Genomic DNA, 22,180 nt, shown 5'->3' with positions numbered 1-22,180 from the left:
GTGCCGCCGTCGCCGGGTTCCCCGGCCCCCGCCGCCGTCCCCTACCTCCCCGGAGGTGGCCGCGGAAGGCCCGTCCCGCACGGGCTGCCGGGTAGGGTCCGGAGGCGGCGAGGGCGTACCCTCGAACCATGGGAACCGACCTGGGCATGCCGAGCGCCGCCCCCGTCGTCCCGGCAGCGGGATTGATGGACACCCACGGCCGGCAGGCCACGGACATGCGCCTCTCACTCACCGACAAGTGCAATCTGCGCTGCACCTACTGCATGCCCGCGGAGGGCCTGAACTGGCTGCAGAAGGACCAGGTCCTGTCCCGGGTCGAGATCGTCAGGCTGGTCCGCATCGGCGTCGACCGCCTCGGCATCAGGGAGCTCCGGCTGACCGGCGGTGAGCCCCTCGTCCGGGCGGACCTGCTCGACATCATCCGGGAGATCAGGGCGAACCATCCGGATCTGCCCATCTCCATGACGACCAACGCGCTCGGCCTGGACCGGCGCGCCGTACAGCTCAAGGAGGCCGGGCTGACGCGTATCAACGTCTCGATGGACTCCCTCCACGCGGAGACCTTCGCCCAGCTGACGCGCCGCCCCTTCCTCGACCGTGTCCTGAAGGGCATCGAGGCCGCAGCGGACGCCGGACTGGGCCTCGTCAAGATCAATGCCGTCCTCATGCGCGGCATCAACGACCACGAGGCACCCGATCTGGTCGAGTGGGCGGTGAGCCGCGGCTTCGAGCTGCGCTTCATCGAGCAGATGCCGCTCGATGCGGACCACGGCTGGACCAAGGAGGGCATGGTGACGGCCGCGGAGATGCGGGAGCTCGTCGAGACCCGCTTCGTCCTCACCCCGGATCCGCGCAACCGGGACGGCGCCCCTGCCGAGCGGTGGGAGGTCAGGTCGAAGGACGCACCCGACGTCGTCCTGGGGACCGTGGGCATCATCGCGTCCGTCACCGAGCCGTTCTGCGCCGACTGCCGCCGCACGCGCGTCACCGCGGAGGGCAAGATCATGAGCTGCCTCTTCTCCCGCGAGGAGACCGACCTCCGTGACCTGCTCCGCTCGGACGCGGACGACGACGCCGTCGCTCAGCGCTGGCGCGACGCCATGTGGCTGAAGCCCAAGGCGCACGGCATGGGGCACACGGGCCTCGGGGCGGACGGCTTCGTCCAGCCCGACCGGTCGATGAGTGCCATCGGTGGCTGAGGTCCTCGTACGCTACTTCGGGGCGGCCAAGGCCGCGTCCGGCGTCGACCAGGAGCAGCTGCCCGCCGGACGTCCCCTGGCGGAGCTGCTGGCGGATCTCCGCGGCAGGTCCGGCCCACCCGGCTCCCCCTCGCTCGCGAAGGTCCTCGACCGGAGCAGCTACCTGCTCAACGAGATCGCGGTGCGCGACCACGCCACCGTCCTCCGGCCCGACGACGTCCTCGACATCCTGCCCCCGTTCGCCGGCGGCTAGCCGGGAGCACCGCAGTGCCGCGTCGGCACGTCCTGACAGCCTGTCTGCGCCTCAGCCCTCCTGCTCGGTGAAGTCGGCCTCCGTGTCGAAGGGACCGACGACGACGGTGGTGCGGGGCGCTGCGGCCAGCGCGCGGGCCAGGTCCCGGACGTCCTCCGCCGTGACGGCCCTGATGCGTTCGAGCGAGGCATCCATGTCCACGAACTCCCCCGACACGAGCTCCGAGCGGCCGAGGCGTGACATCCGGGAACTGCTGTCCTCGAGCGCCATCACGAGTCCGCCGGAGAGCTGGCCCACGGCCTTGCGGAGCTCCTCGGCGTCGATGCCGTCCGCTGCGAGCCGGTCGAGCTCGGCGCCGAGCAGCCGGATCACCTGGCCGGTCTTGGCCGGCGAGCAGCCCGCGTACATGCCGAAGTAGCCGGCGTCCGCGTACGCCGCGGAGAAGGAATAGGTGGAGTACACGAGCCCGCGCTTCTCGCGGATCTCCTGGAACAGCCTGGAGGACATCCCCCCGCCGAGCACGGCGTTCAGCACGCTCATCGCGAACCGCCGTTCGTCGGTCGCGGTCAGGGACGGGCAGCCGATCAGGATGTTCGACTGCTCGACGGCGCGGCGGATCACGTGGGTGCCGGTCGCACCGTGGACGGGTGTCGCCGTCGTCGACCGCCGGACCACGGGCAGGGCACCCTCGGCCAGGGACCAGCCCGCCGTCTCGAGCGCCTCCTGCACGAGCCGGCAGACGACGTCGTGGTCGAGACCGCCCGCCGCGGTGACGACGATCTCCGAGGGGACGTAGTAGCGCCGGTAGTGTGCGAGCACGGAGTCCCGGGGGACGGCCATGATGGCCTCCGGGGTCCCGCCGATGGGGCGGCCGAGCGGGTGGTCCCCCAGCACGAGCTCCACGAACTTCTCGTGCGCCACGTCCCCGGGATCGTCGCTGTCCATCGCGATCTCCTCGAGGATGACATCGCGCTCCTGCTCGAGCTCCTCGGGGTCCAGCACGGCGGAGGTCACCATGTCGGCGATGACGTCGATGGCCATGGGCAGGTCGGAGTCGAGCACCCGCGCGTAGTAGCAGGTGTTCTCCTTCGCGGTCGCCGCGTTGGACTCGCCGCCCACCTCGTCGAAGGCGGACGCGATGTCCATGGCGCTCCGGCGCGCCGTGCCCTTGAAGAGCAGGTGCTCCAGGAAGTGCGTGCTGCCGTGCTGGCCCTCGGCTTCGTCGCGGGAGCCGACGCCCACCCAGAAGCCGATCGTGGCGGACCGCTGGCCGGGCATGGCCTCCGTGAGCACGCGGACCCCGCCGGGCAGGACGCTGCGCCGGACGACGTTACCGCCCGGGTCGCCCGCCACGAACGAGTGGTCGGAGCCACCGCCGTCACGCGGCGTGGGCAGCAGGGGCAGGGACACTACGGAGGACAGGGACATCCTGGTCTTTCTTCTCGAGCTGTTCGGGAAAGGCAGACGGCCCCGGCGCCGACCGAGGTGATCGGTGGGCGCCGGGGCCGTACGTCGCTCAGGAGGAGCGGGGCATGCGGCTACTCGGCGTCTGCTGCCTCGGGCAGCTCGATGCCGGCATCCTCGGAGGAGTCCCCGGCCTCGTCCGCCACGACGGGTGAGAGCGAGAGCTTTCCGCGGTCGTCGATCTTGGTGATCTCGACCTGGACCTTCTGGCCCACGGAGACGACCTCGTCGACGTTGTCGACGCGCTTGCCACCGGCGAGCTTGCGCAGCTCGGAGATGTGCAGCAGGCCGTCCTTGCCCGGGGTCAGCGAGACGAAGGCGCCGAAGGTCGTGGTCTTGACGACCGTGCCCAGGTAGCGCTCGCCGATCTCGGGGACCTGCGGGTTCGCGATGGCGTTGACCGCGGCACGCGCAGCCTCGGCCGACTCACCGTTGGTCGCACCGATGAGGACGGTTCCGTCGTCCTCGATCGAGATGTCGGCGCCGGTGTCCTCCTGGATCTGGTTGATCATCTTGCCCTTGGGGCCGATGACCTCGCCGATCTTGTCCACGGGGATCTTGACCGAGATGATCCTCGGCGCGAACTCGGAGAGCTCGTCCGGGGTGTCGATCGCGGCCTGCAGGACGCCGAGGATGTGCAGGCGTGCTTCACGGGCCTGCTTCAGGGCGGCCGCGAGGACCGACGCGGGGATGCCGTCGAGCTTCGTGTCCAGCTGGATGGCCGTGACGAACTCGGACGTACCGGCGACCTTGAAGTCCATGTCGCCGAAGGCATCCTCGGCGCCGAGGATGTCCGTCAGCGCCGCGTAGCGCGTCTGGCCGTCGACGACGTCGGACACGAGGCCCATGGCGATGCCCGCGACCGGTGCGCGCAGCGGCACACCCGCGTTGAGCAGCGACAGCGTCGAGGCGCAGACCGAACCCATAGACGTCGAGCCGTTGGAGCTCAGTGCCTCGGACACCTGGCGGATCGCGTAGGGGAACTCCTCGCGCGTGGGCAGCACGGGCACGAGGGCGCGCTCGGCGAGTGCTCCGTGGCCGATCTCGCGGCGCTTCGGCGAACCGACGCGGCCGGTCTCACCGGTGGAGTACGGCGGGAAGTTGTAGTTGTGCATGTAGCGCTTGCGCGTGACGGGCGACAGCGAGTCGATCTGCTGCTCCATCTTGAGCATGTTCAGCGTGGTGACACCCAGGATCTGGGTCTCGCCGCGCTCGAAGATCGCCGAACCGTGCACGCGCGGCAGCACCTCGACCTCGGCGGTCAGCTTGCGGATGTCGCTGAGGCCGCGGCCGTCGATGCGGACCTGGTCCTTCAGGATGCGCTGGCGGACGACGGCCTTGGTGAGCGAGCGGAACGCTGCGGACAGCTCCTTCTCGCGACCCTCGAACTGGGCCCCGAGGGATTCCATCAGCTCTGCCTTGAGGGCGTCGGACGCGCTCTCGCGCTCCTGCTTGTCGGCGATCTGGAAGACCTGCGCGAGCTTGTCGGAGCCCGCGGACTCCACGGCGGAGTAGACGTCGTCCTGGTAGTCGAGGAAGACGGGGAACTCGACGGTCGGCTTGGCCGCGCGGCCCGCGAGGTCCGACTGCGCCTCGCACAGGGCCCGGATGAAGGGCTTGGCCGCCTCGAGGCCGTCGGCGACGATCTCCTCGGTGGGCGCGGTGGCACCGTTCTCCTTGATGAGGTTCCAGGAGTTGTCGGTGGCCTCGGCCTCGACCATCATGATCGCGACGTCGTCACCGGCGATGCGGCCGGCGACGACCATGTCGAAGACCGAGTTCTCGAGCTCGGAGTGCTTCGGGAAGGCGATCCACTGGTCATTGCCGCTGCCGTCGGACACGAGCGCGACACGGACGCCGCCGATCGGACCCGAGAAGGGCAGGCCGGAGAGCTGCGTGGACATCGAGGCCGCGTTGATGGCGACGACGTCGTAGCGGACGTCCGGGTTGATCGCGAGGATGGTCACGACGACCTGGACCTCGTTGCGCAGTCCGTTGACGAAGGCCGGACGCAGGGGGCGGTCCATCAGGCGGCAGGCGAGGATCGCCTCGGTCGAGGGGCGGCCCTCGCGACGGAAGAACGAGCCGGGGATGCGGCCCGCGGCGTACATGCGCTCCTCGACGTCGACGGTCAGCGGGAAGAAGTCGAAGCCCTCGCGCGGGTGCTTGCCGGCCGTGGTGGCCGAGAGCAGCGCGGTGTCCTCGTCGATGTAGACCATGGCGGACCCTGCGGCCTGCTGGGCGACGCGCCCGGTCTCGAACCGGATGGTGCGTGTTCCGAAGCGACCGTTGTCGATCACTGCTTCGGCGAACTGAATTTCGGGACCCTCCAAGAGAGTCACCTCCGTTTCTGTGTCTGTAGGAGTATCGGAGGCAGCCGGCACCCGTCGTGGTCTCGTCCGTCCTGGACGGCCACAGCACCCGGTCTTCGATCGAGATCCACGGAGGCGCCGGTCCGGCGCTTTCCGGGGATCACTACCGAGGACCGCGAATGCGCGGTGCCGGTTGACTCCATCGTTGTGCGGTCTTTGCCCCTGCTGGTGCAGGGTGGTGCTGTCGTGCGTCGCACGGCCGGACGGGGTCCGTCAGTGCGAGAAGGCGACGCCCTCTCCGTGGAGAAGGTGCCGCCTTCAGGTACTGCTTATCGACGCAGGCCGAGGCGCTCGATGAGCGACCGGTACCGCGAGATGTCGGTGTCCCGCAGGTAGTCCAGCAGGCGACGACGGCGACCGACGAGAAGAAGCAGGCCACGACGCGTGTGGTGGTCGTGCTTGTGCATCTTCAGGTGCTCGGTCAGGTCGAGGATTCGACGGGAAAGCATCGCGATCTGCACCTCGGGTGAACCGGTGTCACCTTCGGCGAGAGCGTATTCCTTGATGATTTCCTGCTTGATGGCGGCGTCAAGGGCCACGAGTAACTCCTAGAGTTGTACCGTGAACAGGTGCTGAGCGTCGCTTGCGCGACGACACAGAAAAATCCAGCCACCACGGACTGCAGCCGGATCTCCCTGAAGTTTAGCGTCTGGGCTGTTGTTCTGTCGAAAGCACGCCGCGGGCCTGCTCCACGTCGAGCTTCATCTGCTCGATGAGCGCTTCGGGCCCACGGTAGGTGACCTGCCCGCGGAGCCGCTCGACGAACTCGACGACGACCGCCTGGCCGTACAGGTCGAAGTCCTGCACGCGCTCCGGCGGGCGGTTGATGACGTGCGCCTCGACCTGCCGGTCCACGCCGTCGAACGTGGGGTTCGAGCCGACCGAGATGGCGGCGGGCCACCGCGTCCCGGCTTCGTCCACGAGCCATCCGGCGTAGATTCCGTCCGCGGGGATGTAGCCCTGTGAGGACGCCGCGAGATTCGCCGTGGGGTAGCCGAGCTCACGTCCGCGCGCCGCCCCGTGCACGACGTCTCCGCGCATGCGGTGGTGGCGTCCGAGCACCCTGGCGGCGGTGCCGACCTCCCCCGACTCCAGGGCCTCGCGCACCCAGGTCGAGGAGCACCGGCGGTCGCCGTCGTCGTCCGTGGCGTCCATGGGGAAGCTGGCGCCGAAATCGTCGATCGCGATGACCTCGAAACCGAGCTTCCGGCCGAGCTCGCGCATGGTGTCCAGGTCGCCGCTGTTGCCGGCCCCGAAGCGGACGTCGTGGCCGATGACGACGGCCTTCGCCTTCAGCGCCCGGACGAAGACGCGCTCCACGAACTCCTCCGGCGAGTTCGCGGCGAGATCGAGCGTGTAGTGCATCATCAGGAGGGCGTCGATACCGGTCTCGGCGAGCGTCTCGACGCGGTCGGCGAGGCCCATGATCAGTTCCGGCGCGGAGTCCGGACGGTGGACCTGCGCGGGGTGCGGGTCGAAGGAGACGACGACGGCGGCGGCCGAGCGCTGCCGGGCGGCTTCGACGACCTGCTGCAGGACGCGCTGGTGGCCCCGGTGGACGCCGTCGAAGTTGCCCAGCGTCAGGACGGAGGGCCCGAAGTCCTCGGGCACGCTGTCCAGGTCTCTCCAGTAGAACACGCATCTCCTCTGTGATCCGGCTGCGTCCCGCGACCTCGGACGTCGCCCGGCGGGTTGTGCGCCGCTCCCATTATGGCCGACCGCACCCCCCGCTCCCGCCATCGCCGAAGCCCCGGACCGACGGCCACAGCTCCCCCGGGTCCGTCCTCCGACCCGTCGGTGTGGACGTGCTGCCTGCGGGATCCAGTCACCGCATCCTCGTGGATGCGCCGCCCCCCCGGACTCCTAGCCGCGCTGCGCGAACTCTTGGCGCATCTGGCTCGTCTTGGCGATGTACTTGTGCCACACGAGCAGGGCCGGCGGGAAGGCGAGCTCGACGACCATGAGGATGATCATGATGTAGTTCGGTGTGCCGGAGAAGGCCCAGGACAGCACCCGGCCGATGCCGCCGACGAACACCATGAGGCAGACGAGCCAGAGCATGTTGGCCCACTGGAACTTGATGGCGATCGTGATGAAGGCGGCGCCGACGCCGACCATCATGGCGGAGAAGAAACGGAACTGGTTCTCCAGCGTCGGGTTGACCGGCGTGCCCTCGGTGTCCGGCAAGCCCGCGGTGCCGAGGATCAGGTAGTAGGCGCCGAAGCCCGCGATGACCAGGCCGACGAGGACGACGACGGTGCGGAAGACGTTCCAGTCCCCGCCCGACGCCTTCTTCCCCGATGTCCTGGCTGCGCCGGCCTTCTTCCCGGGAGTGCCCTGTCCGGCCTTCGTGGCTTCTGTGGCTTCCCCTGCCGATGCGCGAGCCTCGTCCGCGCCCCGCGGCGCGCTCATCGGTGCCGGGCCATCGACGGCGGAGGACCGCGCGCTGTCCGGCGAGAGCCGACCATCGCTGCCCCCGGCGCGGAGGGGCTCGCCCGACGTCGGGCGGCGGCCCGGCACGGAGGGTCCGTCGTGATCGGGGCTGTTGCTGGTCATGTCGCTCCTAGGTGCTGGTTGATACCTAGCGCCATCGTCTCACGATGCCGCGCGACCGGGACGGTCGGATGCCGGCCCGGCGTGAGCAGTCGCCCGGGCCCGGGCGGACGTACTCCGGTCAGGACCCGGGCGGGACCTGGCGGAGCGCACCGGCCGTTCCGATCCGCCGACGCGGACCGGTCAGCGCACCGCGCGGTCCGGGCGGGTGCGCCGCAGCCAGAGGAGCCCCAGCACGGGAAGGAACAACGGGACGAACCCGTACCCGCGCCCGAATCCGGACCAGACGGTCTCGTGCGGGAAGGCCTGCGCGTCGACGATGCTGAGCAGGCCCACGACCAGGACGCCCACCAGTTCGGTGGTGACGGCGACGACCGACAGGCGGTAGGCGCGGATGCCAGGCCGGGCCAGCGACACCGTGGCGACGATGTAGACCACCGCGGCGACCGCGGAGAGCAGATAGGCGATCGGCGCCTCCTCGAACTTGGTCGCGATCTGGAACACGGCCCGCGCGGTCGCGGCGAGTGCGAAGACGCCGTACACGGCCACCAGCAGCCGTCCGGGACCGGTGGCGCGACCGGTCACCGGCGCGGGCCCGGGCGCGCCTGATGCTGCCGCCGACCTCCCGGCGCCGGAGCCCCGTGGCGGACGCGAGGGGTCCAGGCCGCCTGCGCGGTCCTCATGGTTCCGATCGTCGGTCACAGTCCTGCCACCCCGTCCCAGATCTGCTCCATGCGGAAGAGCATGACGAACACCGTGAGCGCGGAGGCCGCGAGCACGAAGTTGCTCCAGCGGGTCTTCTCGAGGATGGACCACCAGAAGGCGCCGACGGGCACGAGGAGCGCGGTCAGCAGGTAGCCCCAGAACTCCCAGGCCTCACCGAGCACCGGTTCCCCCGTCACCTGCCGGATCACCGCACCCACCGTGTACGCGAGCAGGAACAGTTCGACGGCCGCGGTGGACAGGATGGTGATGTCGTTCGGGGGCTGGCGCAGGAGGCCGGCACCGATGCACAGGAGGGCAGCGACAGCGCAGACGATGACGCCGACGAGGAAGAACGGGTCCATGGTCACTCCTTCCCGCCGGGCGCGAAGACCAGCACGGTCCGTGCAGCACCACCGCGGTTCTCGAGCAGCGCCACGAGGGTGCCATCGGGGGCGAACGCCGCGACGGGGACGTCGGGCCGGGCACTGGGCTCGATCCTCCGCCCGTGGGACACGTCCGCGGTCTCGGCCTCGGACAGGTCCCGGACGGGGAAGAGCGCCCGGCCCGCGTCGTCGAGCGGGAGGACGGAGAGGTCTTCCGCGAGTTGCTCGAGCGTGCGTGCCTGCTCGATGGAGTAGGGGCCGACGCGGGTGCGGCGGAGCGCCGTCAGGTGCCCGCCGACGGAGAGCGCGGAGCCGAGGTCGCGGGCGAGGGCGCGGATGTACGTGCCGGAACTGCACTCGACCGTCACGTCGACGTCCTGGAGCCGCCCGTTGTTCACGCGGCGGATCGAATGGACGTCGAAGCGGTGGATGGTGACCGGTCGGGACGGCAGGTCGACGTCCTCGCCGGCCCGGACGCGGGCGTAGGACCTCTCGCCCTTGACCTTGATGGCACTGACGCTGCTCGGCACCTGCTCGATGTCGCCCGTGAGATCCGCGATCGCGGACCGGATCTCGTCCTCGGTCACGGCCGCCGCGATGCTGCCACCGGTGATCTCGCCCTCGGCGTCGTCGGTGATCGTGGACTGGCCCAGACGGATCGTCGCCGTGTAGGTCTTGGTCGTGCCGACGATGTAGGTGAGGAGCCGCGTCGCGCGGTTGATGCCGATCACGAGCACCCCGGTGGCCATCGGGTCGAGGGTGCCCGCGTGGCCCACCTTGCGGGTGCCGGCGAGCCGTCGCATCCGGCCGACGACGTCATGACTGGTCCAGCCCTGTGGCTTGTCCACGATGATGAGCCCTGAGTGGACCTGCCCTGCATTCACGCCTCCCAGTATATGGGCGCGGCAGTGCGGTCCCTGCTGTCGTCGCCGACCCGGGACGCCTGCCCGGACTCCCGCAGCCCGCCGCGATACCCTACTGCCTATGCCCTCCGCTCCCGCCCGCGTGGCGAATGTCCCGGTCAACCAGATCCGCGAGATCACGCAGGCGGCCTGGGCGGTCCCGGACTCGATCGTCCTGAGCATCGGCGAACCGGCCTTCCCCGTCGCCCGCCACATCCTGGAGGCCGGTATGGCCGCCCTCGACCGGGACGACACCAACTACACACCCAACGCGGGCATCGGCCCGGTCCGTGCGGCCTTCGCGTCCAGGTTCGCGAGCCTCGCGGGCGTGGACGACGACCCGTCACGCATCTTCGTCGTCGCCGGAGCTCAGCAGGGCCTCCACCTGGCGCTCAGTACCCTCATCGGCGAGGGGGACGAGGTCCTCGTCCCCGATCCCGGGTACCCGACCTTCGCGATGACGGTCGGACTCCTGGGCGGCCGGCCGGTGCCCTATCCCCTGGTGCCGGGCCACGGCTTCCAGCCGCGCATCGAGGATCTGCAGGGCCTCGTGACGCCGACGACACGCGTGCTCATGCTCAACTCCCCGTCGAACCCGCTCGGCTCGGTGTTCAGCCACGACCTGACGCGCGCGCTCGTCCGGTTCGCGCATCGGAACGATCTCTGGATCATCTCCGACGAATGCTACGAGGCCTTCACCTACGACGTGCCGCACGTCAGCCCCGCGCGGTTCGACGCCGGGGGCCCCGAGGCCGTCGCCGAGGCCACGGAGGCCAGGGTCATCACCTCCCTCACCCTCTCGAAGACCTACGGACTCACCGGGCTGCGCATCGGCGCCCTCGTGGTTCCGCCCGGGATGGAGGCCGTCCTCAGCAACGTCATGGAAGCCACGGTCTCCTGCGTCTCGGCCGCCTCCCAGTACGCCGGGCTCGCCGCGCTCACGGGTCCGCAGGACTACGTCAGGACCGCCCTGGATCACTACCGGGCCAATCGCGACGAGGCGACCGCCGTGCTGGACCGGCTGGGCATCGACTACCTCGACGCCCGGGGCGCCTTCTATCTGTGGGCGGACCTCCGCCACGCGACGGGCGGGGATGTCCGCGCCTGGACGCGGTCCTTCCTCGCCGAGCACGGAGTGGCCCTCGCACCGGGTACGGCCTTCGGTTCGATGGGTGAGGGCTGGGTGCGGATCGCCCTCTGCGGACGGACCGCGGATCTCGTCGAGGGCCTGTCCAGGCTGCCCGCACCGCCGCGTCGGTCCTGATCCGGCCGACGCCGTGCTGCCCGCAGGGTCAGCCCTCCTCGGGTAGGGGAACAGACGGTCCCCCGGCTCCCGCCGGCGACGTCCGAAGCGGTTCCGGACGAGCTCCGACGCCCCGGATACGACAACGGCAGCCGACCCGGAGGTCGGCTGCCGTTGTCGTACAGGCCATCCGTGGAACGGACGGGAGGAGGAGCCTAGCGGGCCGCCTCGTCGTCCTCCGAGGTGCGGTACGGGTCCGCGTCCCCGGCGAAGTCCGCGCCCTGGGCGATGGCGGCCACCTCCGCGTCACGCTCCCGCGCCTTCTGCAGCAATTCCTCGAGGTGGCTGGCGTTGACCGGCACCTCGTCGGGGACGAACTCCAGCGTGGGCGTCAGCCGGGCGGTGATGTTCTTGCCGACCTCCGAGCGAAGGACGCCCCGGGCGGATTCGAGCGCCATGCGCGTTGCCTGCTGCTCCTCCGGATCGCCCAGCACCGTGTAGTACAGCGTGGCGTGCTGGAGGTCGTTCGTGACGCGCGCGTCGGTGATGGTCACGGCTTCCAGCCGGGGATCCTTCACGCGACGCCGGAGCGCCTCGGCGACGATGACTTTGATGCGCTGCGCGAGCCGCGCGGCGCGGGCCGGATCTGCCATTGCTGATACTCCTACTGAAGCTGGTCTGGTGGGGGGACCCGGCCGGCGGGTCCCGGTGGTGCGACAGGCACAGGCGCCCCGGAGGACCGGAGCGCCTGTGCTGACCTACGGCCTAGACGCGGGGCTTCTCCCGCATCTCGAAGGTCTCGATGGTGTCGCCTTCCTTGACGTCGTTGAACGACCCCAGGCCGATACCGCACTCGAAGTCCGTCCGGACCTCGGTGGCATCGTCCTTGAAGCGCTTGAGCGAGTCCACGGAGAGGTTGTCCCCGATGACCTTGCCGTCGCGCAGGACACGGGCCCGCGAGTTCCGCCGGATGATGCCCGACCGGACGATCGAACCGGCGATGTTGCCGAACTTGGAGGAACGGAACACCTCGCGGACCTCTGCGGTACCGAGCTGCACCTCCTCGTACTCCGGCTTGAGCATGCCCTTGAGGGCGAGCTCGATATCGTCGATCGCGGCGTAGATGACCGAGTAGAAGCGCATGTCGACGCCCTCACGCTCGGCCAGGTCGGCGACGCGCTCGGCCGGCTTGACGTTGAAGCCGATGATGATCGCGTTGTCGACCGTCGCCAGGTTGACGTCGTTCTGCGTGATCGCACCGACGCCGCGGTGGATGACGCGCAGCTGCACGCCCTCGCCGACGTCGATCTTGAGCAGCGAGTCCTCCAGGGCCTCCACGGCACCCGAGACGTCACCCTTGAGGATGAGGTTGAGGGTGTCGACCTTGCCGTCGGCGACGGCCTGGTCGAAGTCCTCGAGGCTGATGCGCTTGCGGCGCTTGGCGAGGGCCGCATTGCGGTCCGCTGCCTCACGCTTCTCGGCGATCTGACGGGCGGTGCGCTCGTCGTCCGTGACGAAGAACGTGTCACCGGCGCGGGGCACGTTGGACAGGCCCAGCACCTGGACCGGGCGGGACGGCTCGGCCTTCGTGACGACGTCGCCGTTCTCGTCGAACATCGCGCGCACACGGCCGTGAGCCGTACCGGCCACGATCGTGTCGCCGACGTTCAACGTTCCGGACTGCACGAGCACCGTCGCGACAGCACCCCGGCCGCGGTCGAGGTTGGCCTCGATCGCGATACCGCGGGCGTCCTTGTTCGGGTTGGCCCGCATGTCCAGCGCGGCATCGGCCGTGAGCAGGACGGCCTCGAGGAGCTCGTCGATCCCCATGCCCTGGAGCGCGGAGACGTGGACGAACATGGTGTCGCCACCGTATTCCTCGGGGACCAGGCCGTACTCGGTGAGCTGGCCCTTGACCTTGTCCGGGTTCGCGCCTTCCTTGTCCATCTTGTTGACGGCGACGACGATCGGCACGTTGGCTGCCTGGGCGTGGTTCAGCGCCTCGACGGTCTGCGGCATGACGCCGTCGTCGGCGGCCACGACGAGCACGGCGATGTCCGTGACCTTCGCACCACGGGCACGCATGGCGGTGAACGCCTCGTGACCGGGGGTGTCGATGAAGGTGATGGCCCGCGTGGAGTCCTCGTGGACGTGCTGGATCTGGTAGGCACCGATGTGCTGGGTGATGCCACCGTGCTCGCCCTCGACGACCTTGGTGTTGCGGACGGCGTCGAGCAGTCGCGTCTTACCGTGGTCGACGTGGCCCATGACCGTGACGACCGGCGGGCGGGCCTCCAGGTCATCGTCACCCTCGGCCTCGAGCTCCGCATCGAAGTCGATGTCGAAGCTGCTGAGGAGTTCGCGCTCCTCGTCCTCGGGGGACACGACCTGGATCTTGTAGCCGAGCTCGGTTCCCAGGACCTCGAAGGTGTCCTCGTCCAGCGACTGGGTGGCCGTGGCCATCTCGCCGAGGTGGAAGAGCACGGTCACCAGTGCTGCGGGGTTCGCCTCGATCTTGTCGGCGAAGTCCGTGATGGACGAGCCACGGCGCATCGTGACGACGGTGTTGCCGTCCCCACGGGGTACGCTGACGCCGCCCAGCGAGGGAGCCGACATCTGCTCGAGTTCCTGCCGCTTCGCACGCTTCGACTTGCGCTGCTTGCCGCGACCGGCGCCGCCCTTGCCGAAGGCACCGGCGGTGCCGCCGCGTCCGCGGCCGCCCTTGCCGAAGCCGCCGCCGGCGGGTGCACCGCTCGGGCTGTTGGGGGCTCCACCGGGACCGCGGCGCGGACCGGCTCCCGCTCCGGGTGCTCCGCGGCCGGGGGCAGCGGGACGCTCGGTGCGGTTGGGCATCATGCCAGGGGTGGGGCGTGATCCGGGTGCGCCACCGGGACGGGGGGCGCCGGGACGGGGTGCGCCCGGACGGGGACCGCCGGCACCTGCCGCGGGACGGGGTCCGCCCGCACCGGCTGCGGGACGGGGTCCACCGGGACCGGCGGCGGGGCGCTGCTGCGCATCGTCACGACGGCCCGGGCGCGGCATCCCCTGCGAGGGCGCGAACGGGTTGTTGCCCGGACGCGAGGTGCGCTCGGGACGGTCGGTGTCGCCGCGGCGCGCACCCATGCCCTGCGAGGGCGCGAACGGGTTGTTGCCCGGGCGGGGAGCGCCACCGGGACGGGCTCCCGACGGACGCGTCGTCCCTGCGGACGGCGCCGCGGGCGGCGTGGCCGGACGGGGGCCGGGACGGCCCGGTTCCTCCTGCGAACCCTGCTGGGTCGGCGCGGGAGTCGCCTGGGCGGCGGGGGCGGGGACGTCAGCGGGCGCGGCACCGTTCGAGAACGGCGATGCCTGCGGAGCGGCCGGGGCTGCTGCCGGCGCAACGGGTGCTGCCGGCGCTGCGGGTGCTGGCGCTTCGGGTGCCGCCTGGGCAGCTCCCGGCTTCGGGCCCGACGGCGTGGGCGCCGAGGGACGTGAGGGTGCGGGTGCCGGGGCGGTCTTGGCGCCACCGGCATCGGGGAATGCGCCGCGAAGCTTCTTCACGACGGGGGCCTCGATGGTGGACGAGGCTGAACGGACGAATTCGCCCAGTTCCTGCAGTTTTGCGACTGCGTCTTTCGAGGTTATACCGAGCTCTTTCGCGAGCTCGTGTACGCGGACCTTGGCCACATTTCTCCTGTCTCGGTCCGTACCGAGTCAGGCACGAACCGTCTATTTCCTACTGCTGATCCCAGTCGCGAGGGCGGCTGGCAGATCGAATGCAGAGCGCAACGGATGGGTCATCGTTGCGCACTCATCGCTGGGTTCTCATCGGGTTTCCATGAGGGTTCTGACCCGCTTTCAGGGAGGACGGTGGTGAATCGGGGCCTCGGTTCAGACGCCCCAGGTATGCCTGGAAGTCCACTGCCAACTGCGCAGTGTCGACCGGCCCGCGGAAGGCCCTGCTGAAGGCCCTCCGCTTGATGGCCGTGTCCATGCATGCCGGGTCGGGGTGCAGCCAAGCACCCCGTCCGGATAGCCGGCGCCGCTCATCGATGACGGCGACCATCTGTCCGTCCATCGGTCGTGCAACGACCCGCATCACGTGTGACTGGCGGTCCCGCCGGCGGCATCCCACGCAGGTGCGTACGGGATGGGCATCCGCCGGATGGTGCCCGGATCCTCGTCGTGAACCGACGTCGTCCGGGCGCGACTCGACAGCAGTCCGTTCCATTCTACCCCTTCCGACCGTTCCGGGAGACCGGACGGATCAGGCTTTCGCCGCCTGCGCGGGCTGCGCGGCATCGGACACGATGTCGATCCGCCACCCGGTCAGCTTCGCCGCGAGGCGCGCGTTCTGGCCCTCCTTGCCGATGGCCAGGGACAGCTGGTAGTCGGGCACGACGACGCGGGCGGAGCGCGTGGCCTCGTCCGTGATCGTGACGGAGGTGACGCGCGACGGCGACAGCGAGCTGGCGATGAAGGCTGCGGCGTCGTCGTTGTAGTCCACGATGTCGATCTTCTCGTCGTTGAGCTCGTTCATGACCGCACGGACCCGCGTCCCCATCTCCCCGATGCATGCACCCTTGGCGTTGACGCCCGGGACGTTGGCCTTGACCGCGATCTTCGTCCGGTGACCCGCCTCGCGTGCCAGGGCAACGATCTCGACGGTCCTGTCCGCGATCTCCGGCACCTCCAGCTCGAAGAGCTTCCTGACCAGGCCGGGGTGGGACCGCGACAGCGTGATCGAGGGGCCCTTCATCCCACGGTGGACATCGACGACGAAGGCACGGAGCCGGGTGCCGTGCAGGTACTTCTCGCCGGGGACCTGCTCGGGCGGCGGCAGGACGGCCTCGACGGACCCGAGGTTCACCTGGATCATGTGCGGGTTATTGCCCTGCTGGATCATGCCGGCGACGAGTTCGCCCTCCTTGCCGCGGAACTCGCCGAGGATGTTCTCGTCCTCCGCGTCACGCAGCCGCTGCAGGATGATCTGGCGCGCCGTGCTCGCCGCGATACGGCCGAAGCCGCTCGGGGTGTCGTCGAACTCGCCGACGCTCTCGCCGTCGTCGTTCTTCTCCGTCGCCCAGATGGTGACGTGGCCGTTGCGGCGATCGAGCTCCGCGCGTGCGGTCTCCTGCGCCCCCGGGGAGCGGTGATAGGCGATGAGCAGTGCCTGCTCGATCGTCGGGACGAGCTTGTCGAGCGGGATCTCCCGCTCGCGCTCGAGCAGCCTCAGGGCGCTCATGTCGATGTCCATGTAGATCTCCTTACGCGTGGTGCTCGGCGCCGGAGGAATCCGGTTCGGCCCCATCGGTGTGGTCGGTGTGTTCATCATCGAGATGCGCGAATTCGACCTGCACGGTCCCCGTGCGGATCTTGGCGAACTCGAGCGCGAGGGGGTCGCCCTGCTTCGGCTTCATGCCCTTCTTGACGGGCAGTTGCGGGAGGAGCCGGATACCGGAGGCGGTGACCTCCTGCAGCCTGCCGACCACGACGTCGCCGGTGACCGGCTTGACCTCCACCAGGCGCCCGACATTGCGTCGCCAGTGCCGCGGTTCCGTGAGGGGCCGCGAGACACCGGGCGAGGAGATCTCGAGGCTGTACGGGCGGTCGTCGTCGTCCGGGTCGCTGTCCATGGCGGCGGAGAGGTCGGTGGAGATGGCGGAGATCACATCGAGGCCGACGCTGCCGGAGGCTTCCTCGGGGAGGTCGACGACCACGTGGACGGTGCGGTGCGAGCCGGCGACCTTGATGTCCACATCCTCCAGATAGAGGTTGTGCTGCTCCACCACGGGTTGCAGCCTGGTCCGCAGGCGCTGTGCCTCGGCCTGCAGTTCGGCCTCGACGGCCGTCTTGCGGGTCGAGGCTTGATTTTCGTTCCCGGACCGGACCGCCATGGCTGCCTCCCACTCGATGATGTTGTCCACCAAGAGTACCGACATTCCGTGGCGCCCGGTGTGTGACCGGGGGGAACGCGGCCCTCCGTGGCATCATCGGGGACTGTGACTGTGCGGGGGCGGAAGGGCGGCGATCGGGCGCGCGAAGGGCGCCGGACCTCCGGCCTGCGTCGGGCCGCCGGCTGGGCCGTCCGGCTGGTCGGCCTGTTCGTCGCCGTGCTCCTCGTCGTCGGCCTCGGCCTGGGCGTGCGGCCGCCCGAACCCGACGGGCCGTCCTCCTCCCCCACCGAACAGGCACAGCTCGACGCCGAGGCGGGCTACACCGCGCTGGCGGCGGACGCGCGGTCTGCCGCGGCCCTCGATCCGGCCGCCGCGGACGTCCTCACCGCCCTCGCCGAGGACCTCGAGGTGCAGGCGGACGCCGTCGCGCTGCCGCGCTCTCCCGCAGCGCCGACGCAGGACCCCGAGGGATCGGAACCCCTCCTGCCGTCTCCGGAAGCGTCCTCGACGCCCGGCCCGGCGGTGACGGCCGACGGCCGTGCGGTCCTCGCCGGGCTCCGGGAGAGTGCGCTCCGAAGCCTCCATGATGCCGCGCAGGCCGAGCCGGGTCCGGGCCGCGTGCTCGCCGCAGCCGGGGCGAACCAGTGGCGGAACGCCGTGCTGCTGTCCGTGCTCCTCGGCGCCGACCCCGGTCTCCCCCCGGCCGATGCCGTCCCCGCGACCGATCTCGCGGCCGGGACCGGTCTCTTCTCCGGGCTGCCCGGCGGACCGGACGGCCCCTCATCCCCTCCTTCCGTGCCGTCCGGTCCGGCCACCGCGATCCCGCCGACGGGGGCGCCCGGAGCCGGCCCCGGTCCGTCGGGGGCGCGTCCCGGCGGAGCGGGCACGGTGGACCCCGATGTCGAGTGCACGGACACTCCCCTGGGCCCGGACGCGGATCGCGCAGCCCTGCTGGAGGCCAAGGCCGCCGAGGAGCGCGCCGCCTACGCCTACGACGTCGCAGCCGCCCTGCTCCCGGAACCGGGCGACGCCCTGGCGCGGTCGGGTGTCCACCGGGCTGCGGCAGACGCCGCAGCCGAGCGCCTGGCCCTGCTCTGCGCACCGGCCGGCCCCGCCCCTGCCGGTCACGCGCTGGGTACGGGGTTCCGCGCCGATCCCGCCGGCGCCGTGAGGGAGCTCGAGCAGGACCACGCCGTCTTCTACGTCGACCTCCTCGCCACCGTCGGACCCGAGGCTCGCGCCTGGGCCGTCACCTCGTACAACGCGGCCGCGCAGCGCAGTCTCGACGCCGGGACGCCGCTGACGGCGCTCCCCGGCCTGGAGGATGCCGCGGATCCGGCCGGCGGCGCCGCACCCGGCACCACTGCACCCTCCGTCGCACCGGAGCCCGGTGATGGCTGAGCACGGTCATCCGCCTCGACAGTCCGTCGCCGGGCCGCCGGACCTGCCCCCGCAGCTCGTGGCCAGCGCCCGCACCATCGAGGGTGGTGCACGGTGGATGCGGGAGTGGAGCACCGTCCTGATGGATCGTCTCGCCGCCTGGGACCTGGAGCTCGATCTGCCGCCGGGGCAGCCCGCCTGGGCCGGACAGTGCGCCGTCGTCGTGCCGGTGACCCGCCGGAGGGCGACCGGCCCCGCGGCTGCGGTCCTCAAGATCACGATCCCGCACGAGGAGGCCCGTCCCGAGCCGGACGCGCTGGAGCTGTGGGACGGGCACGGCGCGGTGACCCTGCTCGCGGCCTCACGCCCTGACTTCACCCTGCTGCTCGACCGGCTCGACGGCGACCGGTCCCTGCGTGACGTACCCCTCGACGAGACCCCGGGGCCCTGGGCCGATGTGGTCCGCCGGCTGTCCATCACGCCGGGCGACAGCCCGCTCTGGGCGTCCTTCCCGCATCTGGCCTCCGAGGCCGAGCAGTGGACGGACACGCTGCCGGCACGCTGGGACGAACTCGGCGAACCCTTCCCGCGGTGGCTGATGGAGTCCGCCCTCGAGGTGTGCCAGTCGCGGGGGGTGCTCGGCCGGCGGTCAGAGCGGGACGTGCTGGTGCACACCGACCTGCACTACGGGAATCTCCTGCCGTCGACACCGGGACAGCTGCGCGACTTCACCGCGATCGACCCCAAACCCGTCCTCGGTGACGCGGAGTACGCCGTCGCGCCCATGCTGTGGAACAGGCTCGGCGAGCTCGACGGGACGGATCCGGCCGGCCATCTCCGGGCACACTGCTCCGCCCTCGCCGCGGCAGCGGGCTTCGACGGGGAGCTGGCGCGCGGCTGGACGGTGGTGCGGGAGGTCAGGAACGCACTCTCCTACCTCGGTCACGGGCGGACCGGCGATGCCGAGCGCTCGCTCTGGGTCGCCAGTTCGGTGCTCGGCAGGACCCTCGACGGCCTGCCTGCGGTGGGCGACCTGCCCGCCCTGTAGGCGGCGCCCGCCAGGAGCGGCCGGAGGGAATCACCCGGCAGGGACCACCCGGCAGGGACCACCCGGCAGGGACTAGTCGGACGCCATCAGCGGTCGGATGTTCTCCACCCACACGTCGTAGCCCAGCTTGACGATCAGCGCGCCGACGACCGCGAGGAACACGATCCGGATGAACCTGCTGCCCTGGCTGATCGCCATGCGGGAGCCCGTGTAGCCACCGGCCATGTTCGCGACGCCGAGCAGCAGGCCGAGGCCCCACAGGATGGACCCGTTGGGCAGGAAGAACATGAGGGCACCGAAGTTGGTCGCCATGTTCACGATCTTCGCCTTCGCGCTGGCGCCGAGGAAGTTGTACCCCAGCAGCGTGACCATCGCGATGATGAGGAAGGATCCCGTGCCCGGGCCGATCAGCCCGTCGTAGAACCCGATGACGAGTCCGATGCCGGCCGCCGTGCCGTAGTGGCGTGCGCCGTGGTGGCGCAGCTGCGTGAGGGTCCCCACGGACGGCTTCAGCGCGGTGAAGATCGCGACGGCGACGAGGGCGGCCACGATGATCGGCTTGAAGACCGACGACGGCAGCGACGCGGCCAGGATGGCGCCGCCGAAGCTGCCTCCGAGGGCGATCGCCGCCATGGGCAGCGCCGTCCGCAGGTCGGGATGCGCGCGCCGGTAGTACGTGACGGCGCTCGTCGTCGTCCCGAAGATGGAGCCCAGCTTGTTCGTGGCGAGGGCCTCGACGGGCGTGATGCCGGGCACCAGCAGCAGAGCCGGGAGCTGCAGTAGGCCTCCGCCGCCCACGACGGCATCGACCCAGCCCGCTGCGAATCCCGCGACGAGGACCAGCAGGATGGTCGCGAGGTGCAGTTCCTCGAGTCCCGAGCCCACGGGGAACATCGCCGCTAGTCTGCGGCGATGCCGCGCACCAGCGCGACGGCGTCGGCCACCGCGACGTTCTGCGCCTCGCCCGTGCGGCGGTCCTTGACCTCGAGGACCCCCTCGGCGAGCCCACGGCCCACGACGACGATCGTCGGGACGCCGATGAGCTCCGCATCTCCGAACTTCACGCCGGGAGAGACCTTCGGACGGTCGTCGTAGAGCACCGTCAGACCGGCCGCCTCGAGATCGACGGCGAGCTTCTCGGCCGCCTCGAAGATCTCGGCGCCCTTGCCCGTCGCCACGACGTGGACATCGGCGGGGGCGACGTGGCGGGGCCAGATCAGTCCCCGATCGTCGTGGTTGGCCTCCGCGAGGGCCGCGATGGCGCGGGTGACACCCACCCCGTAGGAGCCCATGGTCACGGTGGCGAGCTTCCCGTTCCGGTCCAGGACCTTGAGGCCGAGGGCCTCCGCGTACTTCCGGCCGAGCTGGAAGATGTGGCCCATCTCGATGCCGCGGGCGGCCACCAGCGGGCCGGATCCGTCGGGGGCCTCGTCGCCCTCGCGCACCTCCACGGCCTCGATGGTGCCGTCCCAGGTGAAGTCGCGGCCGGCCACCAGTCCGAACACGTGCCTGCCCTGCTCGTTGGCGCCGGTGATCCAGGCGGTACCGCTGACGATCCGTGGGTCCACGAGGTAGCGCAGGCCCGTCGACGCGTCGGCCCCGAGCACGGCGTCCCCGGGGGTGAGGCCGGGGCCGATGTAGCCCTTGACCAGTCCGGGGTTCTTCTTCAGGTCGTCCTCGTTCGCAGCCTCAACGGTCACTTCCCCGCCCGTCTCGAGGTGGCCGGCGATGGTCGCCTCGATGCGCTTGAGGTCCACGGACCGGTCACCGGGAACGCCGACGACGACGATCTCCCGCTCGCCGGTCGGCAGCACAGCGGCGAGCACCACGTTCTTCAGCGTGTCCGCCGCCGTCCAGGCACGGTCCTCACGCGGTGCCGAGGCGTTGGCATGGGCCACGAGCGTGTCGATGGTGGGGGTGTCGGGCGTGTCCCGCACCTCGGCCGCGGGGGCGGCGGAGAAGTCCACGGGCTCCGGGACCACCGTGGTCACGGCCTCCACGTTGGCGGTGTAGCCGCCGGCGGAGCGCACGAAGGTGTCCTCGCCGATCGGGGTGGGGTGGAGGAACTCCTCGCTCCTGGACCCGCCCATGGCCCCGGCCGTCGCGGTGACGGGGACGACGTCGAGCCCGAGACGCTCGAAGATCCGCAGGTAGGCTCCCCGGTGCAGCTGGTAGCTCGCCTCGAGGCCCTCGTCGTCGATGTCGAAGGAGTAGGAGTCCTTCATGATGAACTCGCGGCCGCGGAGGAGTCCCGCGCGGGGCCTCGCCTCGTCGCGGTACTTGGTCTGGATCTGGAACAGGCTGACGGGAAGGTCCTTGTAGGAGGTGTACAGGTCCTTCACCAGCAGCGTGAACATCTCCTCGTGCGTGGGCGCCAGGAGGTAGTCCGCGCCCTTGCGGTCCTGGAGGCGGAAGATGCCGTCGCCGTACTCGGTCCAGCGGTTGGTGGCCTCGTAGGGCTCCTTGGGGAGCAGCGCCGGGAAGTGGACCTCCTGCGCTCCGATCGCCTCCATCTCCTCGCGGACGATCGCCTCGACGCGCGCCAGCACCTTCAGTCCCAGCGGCAGCCAGCTGTAGATCCCGGGGGCCGCTCGCCGGATGTAGCCCGCGCGGAGGAGCAGGCGGTGGCTCGCCACCTCGGCGTCGGCGGGATCCTCGCGCAGGGTGCGCAGGAAGAGGGTCGAGAGTCGTAAGACCACGCGGGTGTCCGTTCGTCTGGGTGGTGCGCTGCCATCGGTCCCACCGCCGTCCGGCGGGAGACAACAGGTACCAATCTAGCGGGTCGGCCCGCCGGGACGGGCA

The 22,180-nt window shown here is 70.6% G+C and carries 20 protein-coding genes; 5 read left to right on the top strand and 15 right to left on the bottom strand.

Translation table 11 applies throughout. The features are described from left to right. Window positions 1–128: 128 nt before the first annotated feature. Both moaA and NVV32_RS05415 read left to right on the top strand, forming a co-directional pair. The gene (moaA, locus tag NVV32_RS05420; RefSeq protein ID WP_422391628.1) at window positions 129–1,199 is read left to right on the top strand and encodes a GTP 3',8-cyclase MoaA; all 1,071 of its coding nucleotides are present in this window, start codon (window positions 129–131) and stop codon (window positions 1,197–1,199) included. Beyond that, window positions 1,192–1,452: a MoaD/ThiS family protein gene (locus tag NVV32_RS05415; protein WP_422391627.1), complete on the top strand. Its 261-nt coding sequence runs from the start codon at window positions 1,192–1,194 to the stop codon at window positions 1,450–1,452. The genes moaA and NVV32_RS05415 overlap by 8 nt, the downstream gene beginning before the upstream one ends. A gap of 51 nt (window positions 1,453–1,503) precedes the next feature. On the opposite strand, the gene NVV32_RS05410 is transcribed toward NVV32_RS05415, so the two are convergent. From NVV32_RS05410 to truB, 8 genes are all read right to left on the bottom strand, one after another. Further along, on the bottom strand, window positions 1,504–2,880 hold the full coding sequence (locus tag NVV32_RS05410) for a M16 family metallopeptidase (RefSeq protein ID WP_422391626.1): 1,377 nt from the start codon (window positions 2,878–2,880) through the stop codon (window positions 1,504–1,506). A 110-nt stretch (window positions 2,881–2,990) separates the two neighbouring features. Further along, on the bottom strand, window positions 2,991–5,249 hold the full coding sequence (locus NVV32_RS05405) for a polyribonucleotide nucleotidyltransferase (protein ID WP_422392004.1): 2,259 nt from the start codon (window positions 5,247–5,249) through the stop codon (window positions 2,991–2,993). A 308-nt stretch (window positions 5,250–5,557) separates the two neighbouring features. After that, window positions 5,558–5,827, bottom strand: a complete 270-nt coding sequence (gene rpsO, locus NVV32_RS05400) for a 30S ribosomal protein S15 (protein ID WP_055772546.1) — start codon at window positions 5,825–5,827, stop codon at window positions 5,558–5,560. A gap of 103 nt (window positions 5,828–5,930) precedes the next feature. Continuing rightward, on the bottom strand, window positions 5,931–6,926 hold the full coding sequence (locus tag NVV32_RS05395) for a bifunctional riboflavin kinase/FAD synthetase (protein WP_055772548.1): 996 nt from the start codon (window positions 6,924–6,926) through the stop codon (window positions 5,931–5,933). Window positions 6,927–7,151: 225 nt separating this feature from the next. After that, window positions 7,152–7,844: a DUF4345 domain-containing protein gene (locus NVV32_RS05390; protein ID WP_422391625.1), complete on the bottom strand. Its 693-nt coding sequence runs from the start codon at window positions 7,842–7,844 to the stop codon at window positions 7,152–7,154. Window positions 7,845–8,024: 180 nt separating this feature from the next. Continuing rightward, on the bottom strand, window positions 8,025–8,426 hold the full coding sequence (locus NVV32_RS05385) for a hypothetical protein (protein ID WP_422392003.1): 402 nt from the start codon (window positions 8,424–8,426) through the stop codon (window positions 8,025–8,027). 113 nt (window positions 8,427–8,539) lie between these two features. After that, window positions 8,540–8,908 carry a hypothetical protein gene (locus NVV32_RS05380; protein ID WP_055772554.1) on the bottom strand — a complete coding sequence of 123 codons (369 nt, stop codon included), beginning with the start codon at window positions 8,906–8,908 and terminating at the stop codon, window positions 8,540–8,542. A gap of 2 nt (window positions 8,909–8,910) precedes the next feature. Continuing rightward, window positions 8,911–9,732 carry a tRNA pseudouridine(55) synthase TruB gene (truB, locus tag NVV32_RS05375; protein WP_422392002.1) on the bottom strand — a complete coding sequence of 274 codons (822 nt, stop codon included), beginning with the start codon at window positions 9,730–9,732 and terminating at the stop codon, window positions 8,911–8,913. Window positions 9,733–9,913: 181 nt separating this feature from the next. Here truB and NVV32_RS05370 point away from each other — a divergent pair, with 181 nt between their 5' ends. Then, complete coding sequence (locus NVV32_RS05370) at window positions 9,914–11,095, top strand: pyridoxal phosphate-dependent aminotransferase (RefSeq protein WP_422391624.1); 1,182 nt, start codon at window positions 9,914–9,916, stop codon at window positions 11,093–11,095. 194 nt (window positions 11,096–11,289) lie between these two features. Here the strand turns inward: NVV32_RS05370 and rbfA are convergent, their stop codons facing one another. The 5 genes from rbfA to rimP all read right to left on the bottom strand — a co-directional run bounded on the left by rbfA (window position 11,290) and on the right by rimP (window position 16,950). Next, on the bottom strand, window positions 11,290–11,727 hold the full coding sequence (gene rbfA, locus NVV32_RS05365) for a 30S ribosome-binding factor RbfA (RefSeq protein WP_055772560.1): 438 nt from the start codon (window positions 11,725–11,727) through the stop codon (window positions 11,290–11,292). 112 nt (window positions 11,728–11,839) lie between these two features. Then, window positions 11,840–14,740 carry a translation initiation factor IF-2 gene (infB, locus tag NVV32_RS05360; protein ID WP_422391623.1) on the bottom strand — a complete coding sequence of 967 codons (2,901 nt, stop codon included), beginning with the start codon at window positions 14,738–14,740 and terminating at the stop codon, window positions 11,840–11,842. Window positions 14,741–14,864: 124 nt separating this feature from the next. Beyond that, complete coding sequence (locus NVV32_RS05355; protein ID WP_422391622.1) at window positions 14,865–15,152, bottom strand: YlxR family protein; 288 nt, start codon at window positions 15,150–15,152, stop codon at window positions 14,865–14,867. Window positions 15,153–15,320: 168 nt separating this feature from the next. Then, a complete protein-coding gene (gene nusA / locus NVV32_RS05350) occupies window positions 15,321–16,310 on the bottom strand; it encodes a transcription termination factor NusA (RefSeq protein ID WP_055772566.1) in 990 nt (329 codons plus the stop codon). Window positions 16,311–16,320: 10 nt separating this feature from the next. Continuing rightward, complete coding sequence (gene rimP, locus NVV32_RS05345) at window positions 16,321–16,950, bottom strand: ribosome maturation factor RimP (protein ID WP_422392001.1); 630 nt, start codon at window positions 16,948–16,950, stop codon at window positions 16,321–16,323. A gap of 105 nt (window positions 16,951–17,055) precedes the next feature. Here rimP and NVV32_RS05340 point away from each other — a divergent pair, with 105 nt between their 5' ends. Further along, entirely contained in the window at window positions 17,056–18,351 is a 1,296-nt protein-coding gene (locus NVV32_RS05340; RefSeq protein ID WP_422391621.1) for a DUF4439 domain-containing protein, read from the top strand. Next, entirely contained in the window at window positions 18,344–19,378 is a 1,035-nt protein-coding gene (locus NVV32_RS05335; RefSeq protein ID WP_055772572.1) for an aminoglycoside phosphotransferase family protein, read from the top strand. The genes NVV32_RS05340 and NVV32_RS05335 overlap by 8 nt, the downstream gene beginning before the upstream one ends. Before the next feature lie 72 nt (window positions 19,379–19,450). Here NVV32_RS05335 and NVV32_RS05330 read toward each other — a convergent pair whose 3' ends face one another. Together NVV32_RS05330 and NVV32_RS05325 are read right to left on the bottom strand one after the other, a co-directional pair. Beyond that, entirely contained in the window at window positions 19,451–20,263 is an 813-nt protein-coding gene (locus NVV32_RS05330) for a sulfite exporter TauE/SafE family protein (RefSeq protein WP_422392000.1), read from the bottom strand. Between the two features lie 14 nt (window positions 20,264–20,277). After that, window positions 20,278–22,077, bottom strand: coding sequence for a proline--tRNA ligase (locus NVV32_RS05325; RefSeq protein ID WP_422391620.1), 1,800 nt, complete (start codon window positions 22,075–22,077; stop codon window positions 20,278–20,280). Between the last annotated feature and the right edge of the window lie 103 nt (window positions 22,078–22,180).

This window comes from Arthrobacter sp. N1, assembly GCF_048288285.1.
Taxonomy (GTDB): domain Bacteria; phylum Actinomycetota; class Actinomycetes; order Actinomycetales; family Micrococcaceae; genus Arthrobacter_D.
This window is presented reverse-complemented; position numbering and strand designations above follow the sequence as displayed.